General features: G+C 70.9%; 9 protein-coding genes and 1 tRNA gene. 5 read left to right on the plus strand and 5 right to left on the minus strand.

The annotated features are described in order from the left end of the window. Positions 1-106: 106 nt before the first annotated feature. Positions 107-1,390: an adenylosuccinate synthase gene (locus ACZ4W5_RS32090; RefSeq protein ID WP_360242456.1), complete on the minus strand. Its 1,284-nt coding sequence runs from the start codon at positions 1,388-1,390 to the stop codon at positions 107-109. Between the two features lie 126 nt (positions 1,391-1,516). Here ACZ4W5_RS32090 and ACZ4W5_RS32095 point away from each other — a divergent pair, with 126 nt between their 5' ends. The 3 genes from ACZ4W5_RS32095 to purM all read left to right on the plus strand — a co-directional run bounded on the left by ACZ4W5_RS32095 (position 1,517) and on the right by purM (position 5,347). Beyond that, positions 1,517-2,356 (plus strand): diacylglycerol kinase, encoded by an 840-nt coding sequence (locus tag ACZ4W5_RS32095; protein WP_465658513.1) that lies wholly within the window; start codon positions 1,517-1,519, stop codon positions 2,354-2,356. A gap of 240 nt (positions 2,357-2,596) precedes the next feature. Beyond that, positions 2,597-4,180, plus strand: coding sequence for an amidophosphoribosyltransferase (gene purF / locus ACZ4W5_RS32100; RefSeq protein WP_360242450.1), 1,584 nt, complete (start codon positions 2,597-2,599; stop codon positions 4,178-4,180). Positions 4,181-4,258: 78 nt separating this feature from the next. Next, positions 4,259-5,347, plus strand: a complete 1,089-nt coding sequence (gene purM / locus ACZ4W5_RS32105) for a phosphoribosylformylglycinamidine cyclo-ligase (protein ID WP_360242447.1) — start codon at positions 4,259-4,261, stop codon at positions 5,345-5,347. 354 nt (positions 5,348-5,701) lie between these two features. Here the strand turns inward: purM and ACZ4W5_RS32110 are convergent, their stop codons facing one another. Then, entirely contained in the window at positions 5,702-5,959 is a 258-nt protein-coding gene (locus ACZ4W5_RS32110) for a DUF3073 domain-containing protein (protein ID WP_049654080.1), read from the minus strand. A 433-nt stretch (positions 5,960-6,392) separates the two neighbouring features. After that, positions 6,393-7,550 (minus strand): Glu/Leu/Phe/Val dehydrogenase dimerization domain-containing protein, encoded by a 1,158-nt coding sequence (locus ACZ4W5_RS32115; protein WP_465658515.1) that lies wholly within the window; start codon positions 7,548-7,550, stop codon positions 6,393-6,395. A gap of 208 nt (positions 7,551-7,758) precedes the next feature. Here ACZ4W5_RS32115 and ACZ4W5_RS32120 point away from each other — a divergent pair, with 208 nt between their 5' ends. Together ACZ4W5_RS32120 and bldC are read left to right on the plus strand one after the other, a co-directional pair. Further along, positions 7,759-8,655, plus strand: coding sequence for a DUF8083 family protein (locus ACZ4W5_RS32120; protein WP_465658516.1), 897 nt, complete (start codon positions 7,759-7,761; stop codon positions 8,653-8,655). 487 nt (positions 8,656-9,142) lie between these two features. Continuing rightward, positions 9,143-9,349 (plus strand): developmental transcriptional regulator BldC, encoded by a 207-nt coding sequence (gene bldC, locus ACZ4W5_RS32125; RefSeq protein ID WP_014137253.1) that lies wholly within the window; start codon positions 9,143-9,145, stop codon positions 9,347-9,349. 348 nt (positions 9,350-9,697) lie between these two features. Here bldC and ACZ4W5_RS32130 read toward each other — a convergent pair. After that, positions 9,698-9,771: transfer RNA gene (locus ACZ4W5_RS32130), tRNA-Asp, on the minus strand. A gap of 132 nt (positions 9,772-9,903) precedes the next feature. Beyond that, a complete protein-coding gene (hrpA, locus tag ACZ4W5_RS32135; protein ID WP_465658517.1) occupies positions 9,904-13,884 on the minus strand; it encodes an ATP-dependent RNA helicase HrpA in 3,981 nt (1,326 codons plus the stop codon). Positions 13,885-13,966 lie beyond the last annotated feature (82 nt).

A 13,966-nucleotide genomic window follows, 5' to 3' on the forward strand; every position in this document is an offset into this window, starting at 1 on the left:
TCCGTCGCCCCCCCCTCCCCCCCCCCCCTTCCCCCCCCCCCCCCCCACCCCCCCCCCCCCCCCCCCCCCCCCCCCCCCCCCCCCCCCCCCTCCCGGAGCAGCAGGCTCAGATGAACGAGTTGATCTGGATCGTCTCGTCCCGGCCCGGGCCGACGCCGATGGCGGAGATCGGCGCGCCGGACATCTCCTCCAGCGCCTTCACGTAGGCCTGGGCGTTCTTCGGCAGCTCGGCGAAGGTCTTCGCCTTGCTGATGTCCTCGGTCCAGCCCGGCAGCGTCTCGTAGATCGGCTTGGCGTGGTGGAAGTCCGACTGGTTGTAGGGGAGTTCCTCGACCCGCCGACCGTCGATCTCGTACGCGACGCAGACCGGGATCTGCTCCCAGCCGGTCAGCACGTCCAGCTTGGTGAGGAAGAAGTCGGTGAGGCCGTTGACCCGGGTCGCGTAGCGCGCGATGACGGCGTCGAACCAGCCGCAGCGGCGGTCGCGGCCGGTGGTGACACCGCGCTCGCCGCCGATCCGGCGCAGCGCCTCGCCGTCCTCGTCGAGCAGCTCGGTCGGGAACGGGCCGGAGCCGACGCGGGTGGTGTAGGCCTTGAGGATGCCGATGACCCGGTCGATCTTGGTGGGGCCGATGCCGGCGCCGGTGCAGGCGCCGCCCGCGGTCGGGTTCGACGAGGTCACGAAGGGGTACGTGCCGTGGTCGACGTCGAGCAGGGTGCCCTGGCCGCCCTCCAGCAGGACGACCTTGTCGGCCTTGAGGGCCTCGTCCAGCACGAGAGTGGTGTCGGCGAGGAAGGGCCGGATCTTCTCCGCGTAGCCCAGGTACTCCTCGACCACCAGGTCGGCCGGGATGGCGCGGCGGTTGTAGAGCTTGACCAGGATCTGGTTCTTGTCGTGCAGCGCCGCCTCGATCTTCTGGCGCAGGATCGACTCGTCGAACAGGTCCTGGACGCGGATGCCGACGCGGTTGATCTTGTCCGCGTAGGTCGGGCCGATGCCGCGGCCGGTGGTGCCGATCCGGCGCTTGCCGAGGAAGCGCTCGGCGACCTTGTCGATGGTCCGGTGGTACGGGGTGATCAGGTGGGCGTTGCCCGAGATCAGCAGCTTGGAGGTGTCGATGCCGCGCTCGTTCAGGCCGGCCAGCTCGGAGAGCAGCACGCCCGGGTCGATGACGACCCCGTTGCCGATGACCGGGGTCACGTTCGGGCTGAGGATGCCGGAGGGGAGCAGGTGCAGGGCGTACTTCTGGTCGCCGATGACCACCGTGTGACCGGCGTTGTTGCCGCCCTGGTAGCGGACGACGTAGTCGACGGAGCCGCCGAGGAGGTCGGTGGCCTTCCCCTTGCCCTCGTCCCCCCACTGAGCGCCAACGAGCACGAGTGCCGGCACAGGCGTACACCCCTTCCGGTTGGGGCATCCTGCGTAGGCCGCAGTCTGCCCCGAGATAGACGAAGCCCCTGGCGCAATGGCGCAAGGGGCTCTTGCACCGAGAGATTACCTGAGGAAGGACCGGTCGTGTCGTCCCTGTCCACGCCTGGAACCGGCGGTCCCGAGCCCCTTCTGCTGCTGCTCGACCCGGTGGCCCGGCAGACCGACGGGGAGTCGGTGCGGATCGCGAAGGACGTGCTCTGCGGGGGTGCGGACGTCAAGGTGGCCTATCCGGACAACCCGACCGAGCTCGACCGGATGCTTTCGCACCGGGGTCGGCGGCGACCGGTGGTGATCGGTTCCGACCTCGCCCTGCAACGGGTGCTCCAGGCCCTGCACCGCCAGCGTGAGCTGGGCGCGGATCCGGTGGGCATGGTTCCGGTGGGCCGGACGGAGGAGCTGGCGGCGGCCCGAGCGCTGGGCGTGCCGGAGGAGCCGGTGCGGGCCGCGCGGGCGGTGCTGTCGGGGTCGCCGCGCACCTTCGACCTGCTGGTGGACGACGGCGGCGGGGTGGCGCTCGGCGGGGTGCGGATCACCGGGGGCGGTGCGCGCCGCTCCGGGGGCCGTCCGGGTGGTTGGCGTTCGCTATGGGCGAAACTGGCTGCGGCCGAGCAGGCGAACGCACTCACCTCCGACGCGGTCGACCACAGCCCCCGGGTCCGGGTGGAGGCGGACGGCCGGCTGCTGGCCGACGTGCACCGCCCGGTCCGGCTGGTGGAGCTGACCCTCACCGGCGCGGACGGCGTCGGCGTGCTGGAGGTGGTGGTCCGCGCGCCCGGCGCGCTGGTGCGGGTGCGGGCGGCCAGCGTCTCGGTGGTCGGGCGCGGCTTCGGCTACGAGGCGGACGGCCATCCGGTCGGCCCGGTCCGGGCCCGGACCTGGACGGTGTACCCGGGCGCCTGGGGCCTGTTGCTGCCCGCCGCGTGACCTCCGGGTGAACCCCGGGTGAGCAGGCTCACGTTCGGAGCCGCCCGGCGGCCGACGCTGCGCACACGGAAAGCCCCAACAGGCGCGAACCGCAAGGCCAACCGCCGCTCGCCGGAATTCCCCCACCCGAATTCCCGGCTCCGTAAGGGGTTTTGTCTACGCGCGTTACTCCGCGATCGCCGCCCGGAGCGGACGTCCCGGGTACCGGAAGCCCTGGTCAACTGCCCTAGACTCGAAGGCGTGCCACGTGGTGACGGAAGACTCAACCACGATCTTCTTCCCGGCGAGAAAGGCCCCCAGGACGCTTGTGGCGTCTTCGGTGTCTGGGCTCCCGGCGAGGAGGTCGCCAAGCTCACGTTCTTCGGCCTTTACGCCCTGCAGCACCGCGGTCAGGAATCCGCGGGCATCGCAGTGAGCAACGGCTCCCAGATTCTCGTCTTCAAGGACATGGGACTCGTCTCCCAAGTCTTCGACGAGGCCTCGCTGGGGTCGTTGCACGGGCATATCGCCGTCGGACACGCCCGCTACTCGACCACCGGGTCCTCGGTCTGGGAGAACGCCCAGCCGACCTTCCGCGCGACCGTCCACGGTTCGCTGGCCCTCGGGCACAACGGAAACCTGGTGAACACCGCCGAACTGGCGGCGATGGTCGCCGAACTGCCCGGCGAGGAGCACATCTCGCGCTCCGGCCGGACCGCCGCGACCAACGACACCGACCTGGTGACCGCCCTGCTGGCCGGCCACCCGGACCTCTCCATCGAGGAGACGGCCAAGGTCGTGCTGCCGAAGGTCAAGGGCGCCTTCTCGCTCGTCTTCATGGACGAGCACACCCTCTACGCCGCCCGCGACCCGCAGGGCATCCGCCCGCTGGTGCTCGGCCGGCTGGAGCGCGGCTGGGTGGTCGCCTCCGAGACGGCGGCGCTGGACATCTGCGGCGCCTCCTTCATCCGTGAGGTCGAGCCCGGCGAGCTCATCGCCATCGACGAGAACGGCATGCGCACCTCGCGCTTCGCCGAGGCCAAGCCCAAGGGCTGCGTCTTCGAGTACGTCTACCTGGCCCGCCCCGACACCTCCATCGCCGGCCGCAACGTGCACCTCTCCCGGGTGGAGATGGGCCGTCGGCTGGCGAAGGAGGCCCCGGTCGAGGCCGACCTGGTGATAGCCACGCCCGAGTCCGGCACCCCCGCCGCGATCGGCTACGCCGAGGCCAGCGGCATCCCGTACGGCTCCGGCCTGGTGAAGAACGCCTATGTGGGCCGCACCTTCATCCAGCCCAGCCAGACGATCCGCCAGCTCGGCATCCGGCTCAAGCTGAACCCGCTGCGCGAGGTCATCGCCGGCAAGCGCCTGGTGGTCGTGGACGACTCGATCGTCCGCGGCAACACCCAGCGCGCGCTGGTGAAGATGCTGCGCGAGGCGGGCGCCGCCGAGGTGCACATCCGGATCTCCTCGCCGCCGGTGAAGTGGCCCTGCTTCTTCGGCATCGACTTCGCCACCCGCGCGGAGCTGATCGCCAACGGCATGACCATCGAGGAGATCGGCCGCACGCTCGGCGCCGACTCGCTCGCGTACATCTCGATCGACGGCATGATCGAGGCCACCAAGCAGCCCAAGGACAAGCTCTGCCGGGCCTGCTTCGACGGCGAGTACCCGATGGAGCTGCCCGACCCGGCGCTGCTCGGCAAGCTCCTGCTGGAGGCCGAGATCAAGGGCGGCCAGCAGCAGCCGGCCGTCCGCGGCAAGCCGACCAGCGGCAGCGACCTGGACGGCGTCCAGTCGCTGCTCGGCGGGGCGGGCGCGGCCGACGCGCTGCGCCGCCCGTAACGACCCACGGTGGGGTCCCGCGAACCGGGGCCCCACCGCTGTCTCCGAACCACCCCCACCTGACCCGAGAGGGCCGCAGTGACCAGCTCCAACCAGAACGGCGCCACCTACGCCGCCGCCGGTGTCGACATCGAGGCGGGCGACCGCGCCGTCGAGCTCATGAAGCAGTGGGTGAAGAAGGCCAACCGCCCCGAGGTGGTCGGCGGTCTCGGCGGCTTCGCCGGGCTCTTCGACGTGTCCGCCTTCAAGGACTACGAGCGGCCGCTGCTGGCCTCGGCCACCGACGGCGTGGGGACCAAGGTCGCCATCGCGGCCGCCATGGACAAGCACGACACCATCGGCCACGACCTGGTCGGCATGGTGGTGGACGACATCGTGGTGTGCGGCGCCGAGCCGCTGTTCATGACCGACTACATCTGCGTCGGCAAGGTCGTCCCGGAGCGGGTCGCCTCGATCGTCAAGGGCATCGCCGAGGGCTGCGCGCTGGCCGGCTGCGCCCTGGTGGGCGGCGAGACCGCCGAGCACCCGGGCCTGCTCGGCCCGGACGAGTACGACGTCGCGGGCGCCGGCACCGGCGTGGTCGAGGCCGACGCGCTGCTGGGCCCGGAGCGGGTCCGGGCCGGCGACGTGGTGATCGCGATGGCCGCCTCCGGCCTGCACTCCAACGGCTACTCGCTGGTCCGCCACGTGCTGCTGAACGAGGCCGGCTGGAAGCTGGACCGCAAGGTCGAGGAGTTCGGCCGCACCCTCGGCGAGGAGCTGCTGGAGCCGACCCGGATCTACTCGCTGGACTGCCTGGCGCTCACCCGCGCCACCGAGGTGCACGCCTTCTCGCACGTCACCGGCGGCGGCCTGGCGGCCAACCTGGCCCGGGTGATCCCGGACGGCCTGCACGCCCGCCTGGACCGCGGCACCTGGACCCCGCTGCCGGTCTTCCGGACCGTCGCCGAGGTCGGCAAGGTGGCCACCCTGGAGATCGAGAAGACGCTCAACATGGGCGTCGGCATGGTCGCCGTCGTCCCGCCGCACTCGGTGGACGTGGTGCTGTCGATCCTGGAGGACCGCGGCGTCGAGGCCTGGCTGCTCGGTGACGTGGTCGAGCGCACCGACGAGCACGGGGCCGGCGCGGCCCTGTACAACGCCTACGAGGGCTTCACGACGGGCTGACCCCGGTCGGACGCGAAGAGGGCCCCTCCGGTGCACCGGAGGGGCCCTCTCCACGTCCCGGCGGCCTCCTGCCCACGCTGAGCCAAACCCGCCCCGCTGAGCCAAACCCGCCCCGAGCCGAAGGGGCGCGCCGGTGCCGAAAGGGAGAAGCGAGGGAGCGACGAAGGAGCGAGGGAGCGCCGACCGTCGGCACCGGGTCAGAGCGCCCCGGAGGCGAGCGGGCGAGTAGCGCGCCGGAGCGCCGACCGTCGGCACCGGGTCAGAGCGCCCCGGAGGCGAGCCGGGCGAATACACAGAACGCCGAAGACCGGTCCGGCGCCCAGGGGCGTCAGGACCGGTCAGGCGAAGCTGCGGTTACGAGCGGCGAGAGGCCTGCGACGGCCCGGTGCCCGGCTCGGTGTCGCCGTCGTCGTCGAGGTCGGCGTAGCGGGCGGCGTACTCCGCGTACGGGTCGTCGTCCTCCTCCTCCTCGATCGGCTCCGGCTCGATCGAAGCGGTGGACGGCGATACGCCCAGCTCGTTGGACAGACGATTAGCGTCGAACCCGCCGCTGTTGTACTTCAGCTCGCGGGCGACCTTCGTCTGCTTGGCCTTGGCCCGGCCGCGCCCCATGGGTCGACCCCCTCAACGATGGGGCTCACGGCCCCGAGTCTGACACGTGTTCATGATCAGGACCGGCCTGCCCGAATGGGAGGACCGTCCCTTGGAGCATTAACGGTACCTGTTTCCGCCGCTGGACGGTACGTCGTGGTTGTGACGTGGCGCGTACCGGCTGCACCCGCGACCGGGTCTTCCCAGGTCAGGGGAGGTTTTGCGGCGTTTTGCGCGCTGTCCGGAGGTGTTCGAGGTCCGTCGTTCCAGGACCGATTATCCCCCCTAGGGGGACCTCGGATCACCCGTTCGGGCGGAGAAGTGAGAATCCGGTTCCACATCGTGATGCGCGGGGGGCCGAAGGTGTCGGCCCCCCGCGCGTCCGGCGCCCGGAGGGGGTCCGGGCGGAGCCGGATCAGGACGGCGGATCAGGCTGCCGGATCAGGCCGCCGGATCAGCTGCGGCGCGAGGCAGGCAGCAGGACCGTGCGCAGTGCGCTGATCTCGCGCATCCGCTTCTCGGCCAGGCGGTCCGCGGCGACGGCCGGCGGGATGCCGTCGGAGGCGGCCCGGGTGAAGATCTCCAGGGTGGTGTCGAAGATCTTGGTGGCCTTGTTCTTGGCCCGCTCGAAGTTGAAGCCGTCGATCTCGTCGGCGACCTGGATCACGCCGCCGGAGTTCACCAGGTAGTCGGGGGCGTAGAGGATGCCGCGGTCGGCCAGGTCCTTCTCGACGCCCGGGTGGGACAGCTGGTTGTTGGCCGCGCCGCAGACGATCGAGGTGCCGAACTCGCCGAGCGCGGCGACCGAGGCGTCGGTCAGCGCACCGCCGAGGGCGCACGGGGCGTAGACGTCCAGCTTGGCCTGGAGCAGGGCGGTGGTGTCGGCGACCACCTCCACCTCCGGGTGGGCGGCGCGCACCCGGTTGACGGCCGCCTCGAAGGGGTCGGTGACGACGACGGTGGCGCCGTCCGCGACCAGGTGGCCGACCAGGTAGTGGCCGACCTTGCCGACGCCCGCGACACCGACCCGCTTGCCGCGCAGGGTCGGCTGGCCCCAGCGGGCCTGGGCGCTGGCGCGCATGCCCTGGAAGACGCCGAAGGCGGTCAGGATGGAGGAGTCGCCGGCGCCGCCGTGCTCGGGCGAGCGGCCGGTCACGAACTCGGTCTCGCGCGCGATGACGTCCATGTCCTGGACGTAGGTGCCCACGTCGCAGGCGGTGATGTAGCGGCCGCGCAGGGACTCGACGAAGCGGCCGTAGGCCCGGAGCATCGCCTCGTTCTTGTCCTTGTTCGGGTCGCCGATGATGACGGCCTTGCCGCCGCCGAGGTCGAGCCCGGCCAGCGCGTTCTTGTAGGACATGCCGCGGGACAGGTTCAGCGCGTCCTCCAGGGCCGCCTCCTCGGAGGCGTACGGGAAGAAGCGGGTGCCGCCGAGGGCGGGGCCGAGCGCGGTGGAGTGGATGGCGATGATCGCCTTGAGGCCGGAGCTGCGGTCGTGGCAGAGGACGACCTGCTCGTGGCCGTCGCCGGGGGCGCCGTCCTGCTCGGTCCGGAAGATCCTGCTGAGCACACCGGGTGCGGGGTGCGTGGCCGGGGTCTGTACGTCGGTCACTGTGGTGACTCCAGTATCGAGGGCCCGCTGCTGTGGTGCGGGCGTCTGGGGCGAAAGCGTAGTCGCGCGCGCGGGCCCGATCAGCCCTCTTGTCCGAGCTTGTGCCCATTGTCCGAGGAGTGAGACAGAAGGGGTGCCGCGGTGCGGGCGCGAACGGTTCGGGGTCGCGCCCTCCCCGGGCCGGGCGGCGCGTGCGACCATGCAGGACGTGACCGTCGTACGCACCTCCGTACTGCCGCCCTACGCGGCCCACCTGCGGGTCTACGAGCCGCTGGCGGCCTATCCGGAGCCCGAGCGGGCGCACTGGCAGGCCTACGCCGCGGAGCACGGGCCGGACGCCGCGGCGGCGGAGCAGTCGGTCGCGGCGGCGGTGCTGGAGGAGCAGCGGGCCGCCCTGGTGGAGCTGGCCGCCCGCACGCCCAGGGCGCTGCCGGAGCAGGAGAGCGGCCGGGCGTACCTGAGGACGGTGGACGGCGTACTGTACGTGTGCCCGTGGGCGACCAGGCTGCGCAGTTGGCAGGCCCTGGAGGAGCTGCGGGCGGGGGCCCCGGTGGCGCTGGTGGACACCGCGGTGCCGCCGGTGACCCGGGCGGCCGCCGAGGCGGACCGGGAGCGCTGGCTGGCCGGGCACCCGGACGCCCGGCCGTGGATCCTCACCAGCCGGTGGGAGGTCCCGGTGCGCTGGTTCCTGCCGTTCGGGGACGAGGACCGGTGCTTCGTTCCGGGGGGAGCGGGCACGGAGGAGGGGGAGCGGGGGAGGCCGGCGGCGCTGTTCTACCTGGTGCCGATGGCCCAGGCGCGGCGCCGGGTGGCGCGGGCCTACCGGGCGCTGCGCGAGGCGGTGCCGGCCGGGGAGCTGGTGCGCGGGGCGGAGCGGGTCGGGCGGTGGCTGGAGGAGTTCCACCCGCGCTCGCTGGTGGAACTGGACTACGGGGGGCTGGTGCATCTGCTGGGGCCGGAGCGGTTGTTGGCGGACCGTTCGGCGGGGGAGCTGGAGGACGGGCTGCGCGCGCTGCGGGCGGGGGACACCGCCGAGGCGCTGCGGGCGTACGGGGAGCTGACGGGGCGGTGGCAGCGGGTGCTGGCGCTGCGGCACGCGAACTGAGGTCCGACCGCCCGTGTATGACTGTGAGGGGTCTTTGGTCCACAACGGCGCGGACCAAGGTCCCGGTTCGGGTCAATAGCTGTCGAACGTGACACTACTCACCGTTGACGCGAACTTACCCCTATGTGCAAAAATGGGACAACCAGCCCAACTTCACGTGAGCGTGCCCACTTTTGGGTGGTTCTGGAGTCGATGCGTGCTTTGCGGGGAAACGGAGGGTCTGGTCCCCTCGTAACCGGACGTCACAGCCGTGTGACTGTCCGTTATGGGGTGGTCCATCGCCATCCGTCGGCCTTGAACCCGTGAGGGGTCAATTTTGGCGGTTTGGTCGATAGGGCTGGACGGATGGTGTAGTTGTAGACACCAGGACAAGCCGTTCGTCCTATAACCGACTCGGCCCGTCTATGCCATTTCGGGCATCGCGGGCCAAGGTGCAGAATTTGAAGGATAGAACCGCCCTGGTTCGGTTCTCCCGAGGAGGCCGCTCATGACCGCTCGTACCCCTGATGCTGAGCCGCTGCTGACGCCGGCAGAGGTTGCCACCATGTTCCGCGTGGACCCGAAGACGGTCACCCGCTGGGCCAAGGCCGGCAAGCTCACGTCGATCCGCACGCTCGGTGGTCACCGCCGCTACCGTGAGGCGGAGGTGCGCGCTCTGCTGGCGGGGATTCCCGCTCAGCGCACTGAGGCCTGATAGGCCAAAGGCTCTTTCGAAGGGGCCGCTTACCGGACTCCGCCGGGTCCGGTAAGCGGCCCCTTTGTCGTACCCGGCGACGGCCCCCCGGTGGTCGGAATGCTGAACTCCGGATAACGATTCGGTGCGCATGATGCGGGGGGGATTTACAGTGAATAACAGTGCAATTTTACATATTAAATTAGTGGAGTCCGGAACGGGTCGTTTCGGGGACGGTTTCCGGGGGGTGTGAGTGACGACCGTCACGCGCCCGACCTCTTGTGGTCTAGACCTAGTTCGGAGTAGGGGCCTTACGGCCAAACGCGAGAGGCCCGGAACCTTGACGGTTCCGGGCCTCTCGCACTGCGGCGATCCCGACGGGACTTGAACCCGCGACCTCCACCTTGACAGGGTGGCGAGCTAACCAACTGCTCCACGGGACCAGAGTGTTCTGATCTCGTTCACTCGCTTGCCGCGCTGCGAACAAGACAGACTGTAGCCCATGGTGGGCCCCCAGGTCGAACTGGCTCCTGAGGGCCCCGGCGCGCACCCGCAGCTCAGCGGTGCCGCCCGGGTCACAGCGTGGCCCGGGCCGCCTCCATCGCCTTGGTGATCCGCTTCTCCGAGACCGGGCTCGGCGTGCCCAGCCCCTGGGCGAAGAAGCTGACCCGCAGCTCCTCGATCATCCAGCGGATCGCCCGCACCTCCTCGGAGGGCTGCTGCCCGGCCGGTACGGCGGCCAGCAGCTCCCCGTACGCCTGCTGCACCTGCTGGACCTTCAGCAGCTGCTGGGCGTCCCGCTGCGGGTGGTTGGGCAGTGCCTCCAGCCGGCGGTCCACCGCCAGCAGGTAGCGCTTGAGGTCGGGCAGCCGCTGCCAGCCGGTGGCCGTCACGAAGCCCGGGTGCACCAGCGAGGCCAGGTGCAGCCGGACGTCGTTCACCGCGTTCAGCAGCACCGGGCTGCTCACCGACTTCAACCGGGTCGAGGCCTTGTGGAAGGCGATCAGCGCGGTCGCCGTCTTGAGCGTGGTGTCCGCGGAGAGGTCGTACAGGTCCGCCCGCACCTTGTCGTGCAGCTTGCCGAAGGCCGCCTCGTCCCAGGCCGGGCCGCCGGCCAGCGTCATCAGCCGGTCCGTCGCGGCGGCGACGACGTCCTCGAACAGGGCCGCGATCGAGCCGTGCGGGCTGTGCGAGAGCGCCAGCTTCGCCTGGTTGCCCAGCCGGCCCTGGATCGACTTGGCCGGGGAGGTGGTGGTCAGCATCAGCAGCCGGCGGGTGCCCTCCCACATCGCCTGCGCCTGCGCCTGCGGGGTGTCGAACAGCTTCACGCCGACCGTGTCGCCCTCGTCCACCAGTGCCGGGTAGGCGCGCAGCGAGTGGCCGCGGGAGCGCTGCTCGAAGGTGCGCTGGAGCACCGGCAGCCCGGCCGGCCAGGCGGTCAGCCCGCTCTGCTCGATGCCCCGGCCGGAGGCCGCCGAGGAGAGCGTCTCCTTCAACTTGGGCTTGAGCCCGATCCGCAGCTCCTCCAGGTCCTTGGACTCGGCGAGCCGGCGCTTCCCGTCCACCACCCGGAAGGTCACCTTGAGGTGGTCCGGGACCCGCTCGTCGTCCCAGGCCTCCGGGGGCACCGTGACGGCCGTCAGGCGCTTGAGGGCGTGCTCCAGGGACGGCAGCAGCGGCTCCTGGCGGTCCTTCACCGCGCGCAGCGCCGCCCGGGCGAAGTCCGGGGCCGGCACGAAGTTGCGCCGGATCGCCTTCGGCAGCGACTTGATGTACGCGGTGACCAGCTCCTCCCGCAGACCGGGGATCTGCCAGTCGAAGCCCTCCGCGGTGACCTGGTTGAGCACCGGCAGCGGGATGTGGACGGTGACGCCGTCCGCGTCGCTGCCCGGCTCGAACTGGTAGGTCAGCTTGAAGCGCAGCTTGCCCTGCTGCCAGTGGTCCGGGTAGTCGGCCTCGGTGACGCCGTCCGCGGCGTCGTTGATCAGCATCGACTTCTCGAAGTTCAGCAGGTCCGGCTGCTCGTGCCGGGCCTTCTTCCACCAGGAGTCGAAGTGCCGGGTGGAGACGACCTCCTCGGGCAGCCGGGCGTCGTAGAAGTCGAACAGGGTCTGGTCGTCCACCAGGATGTCCCGGCGGCGGGCCCGGTTCTCCAGCTCCTCGACCTCGCCGAGCAGCTTGCGGTTCTCGGCGAAGAACTTGTGGTGGGTCTCCCAGTCGCCCTCGACCAGCGCGTTGCGGATGAACAGCTCGCGACAGAGCTCCGGGTCGATCCGGCCGTAGTTGATCTTGCGCTGGGCGACGATCGGCACCCCGTAGAGGGTCACCTTCTCGTAGGCCAGCACGGCGCCGGACTTCTTCTCCCAGTGCGGCTCGCTGTAGCTGCGCTTGGTCAGGTGCTCGGCCAGCGGCTCGACCCACTCGGGCTCGATCTTCGCGTTGATCCGGGCCCACAGCCGGGAGGTCTCCACCAGCTCGGCCGACATCAGCCAGCGCGGCGGCTTCTTGAACAGGCCGGAGCCCGGGAAGACCGCGAAACGGGCGCCGCGGGCGCCGGCGTACTCGCGCTTCTCCACGTCGAACAGGCCGATGTGGGAGAGCAGTCCGGCCAGCAGCGACTGGTGGATCCGGTCCGCGTCCGGCTCGGCGTCGGGATGGGGCTCCTCGATCGTCACGCCCAACTGCTTGGCGACGGTGCGCAGCTGGGTGTAGACGTCCTGCCACTCCCGTATCCGCAGGTAGTTGAGGAACTCGGACTTGCACATCCGGCGGAAGGCCGAGGAGGACAGCTCCTTCTGCTGCTCCCGGACGTAGCGCCACATCGCCAGGTAGGACAGGAAGTCGGAGGTCTCCGAGTTGAACCGGCGGTGCCGCTCGTCGGCGGCCTGGCGCTTCTCGGCCGGGCGCTCGCGCGGGTCCTGGATGGACAGCGCGGCGGCGATCACCATGACGTCCCGGACACAGCCGTTCCGGTCCGCCTCCAGCACCATCCGGGCCATCCGCGGGTCCACCGGGAGCTGGGCCAGCTTGCGGCCGAGCGCGGTCAGCCGCTTGCGCGGGTCCTTCTCCTCCGGGTCCAGCGCGCCCAGTTCGTGCAGCAGGTGGACGCCGTCCTTGATGTTGCGCGAGTCCGGCGGGTCCAGGAACGGGAAGGCGGAGATGTCGCCCAGGCCGGCCGCGGTCATCTGCAGGATCACCGAGGCCAGGTTGGTGCGCAGGATCTCGGCGTCGGTGAACTCCGGGCGGGAGAGGAAGTCCTCCTCCGAGTAGAGCCGGATGCAGATGCCGTCCGAGGTGCGGCCGCAGCGGCCCTTGCGCTGGTTGGCGCTGGCCTGGCTGATCGCCTCGATCGGCAGCCGCTGCACCTTGGTGCGGTGGCTGTAGCGGGAGATCCGGGCGGTGCCCGGGTCGATCACGTACTTGATGCCGGGGACGGTCAGCGAGGTCTCGGCCACGTTGGTGGCCAGCACGATCCGGCGGCTGTTGGAGCGCTGGAACACCCGGTGCTGCTCGGCCGAACTGAGCCGGGCGTACAGCGGGAGAACCTCGGTGTTGCGCAGTTTCAGCTTGGTGAGGGCGTCGGCGGTGTCGCGGATCTCGCGCTCGCCGGAGAGGAAGACCAGGATGTCGCCCGGGCCCTCGTCCTGCAGCTCCTGGGCGGCCTCGCAGATCGCCTGGATCTGGTCGCGGTCGCGGTCCGCCTCGTCGGCCTCGTCGTCGGCGTCGTCGACGATCGGACGGTAGCGGACCTCGACCGGGTAGGTGCGGCCGGAGACCTCGATCACCGGGGCGTCGCCGAAGTGCCGGGCGAAGCGCTCCGGGTCGATGGTCGCGGAGGTGATCACGACCTTGAGGTCGGGGCGGCGGGGGAGCAGCTGCTTGAGGTAGCCGAGCAGGAAGTCGATGTTGAGGCTGCGTTCGTGCGCCTCGTCGATGATCAGGGTGTCGTACTGGCGCAGGTCCCGGTCGGTCTGGATCTCCGCCAGCAGGATGCCGTCCGTCATCAGCTTGACCAGGGTGTCCCGGCCGACCTGGTCGGTGAACCGGACCTTCCAGCCGACGGCCTCGCCGAGCGGGGTGTCCAGCTCCTCCGCGACGCGCTCCGCCACCGTGCGGGCGGCGATCCGGCGCGGCTGGGTGTGGCCGACCAGACCGCGGACGCCGCGGCCCAGCTCCAGGCAGATCTTCGGGATCTGGGTGGTCTTGCCGGAGCCGGTCTCACCGGCGACGATCACCACCTGGTGGTCCCGGATCGCCGCCAGGATGTCGTCCTTCTTCTGGCTGACCGGGAGCTCGGCGGGATAGGTGATCTTCGGCACGGCGGCCCGGCGCTGCTCGACCAGCAGCTCGGCGCGGTCGATCTCGGCGGCGATCTCGGCGGCGATCTGCTGACGGGCCTCCGGCTTGCGGACCCGGCGGGCCCCCTCCAGCCGGCGCCCGATCCGCACCTCGTCGCGCAGGGTCAGCTCGGGCAGGCGGGCGGCCAGCTCACCGATTCCGGGACCCTCGGCGGGGACGGAGGCGGACTGGACTGCGGGAGAACTCACTGCGGGCATCCCTCTAGGTTCGCAAGGAGGCACGGCGGAGCGCACCTCGGTTTTCGAGCCCCTCCAGTGTCACAGCCGCCGGTGGGGAATC

It is taken from the genome of Kitasatospora sp. NPDC029367 (assembly GCF_055569135.1).

Bases quoted from the DNA above. Each gene is read 5' to 3' on its own strand.
- ACZ4W5_RS32110 (WP_049654080.1), bottom strand. From the start codon at position 5,959: ATGGGGCGCGGCCGGGCCAAGGCCAAGCAGACGAAGGTCGCCCGCGAG.
- hrpA (WP_465658517.1), bottom strand. From the start codon at position 13,884: ATGCCCGCAGTGAGTTCTCCCGCAGTCCAGTCCGCCTCCGTCCCCGCC.
- bldC (WP_014137253.1), top strand. From the start codon at position 9,143: ATGACCGCTCGTACCCCTGATGCTGAGCCGCTGCTGACGCCGGCAGAG.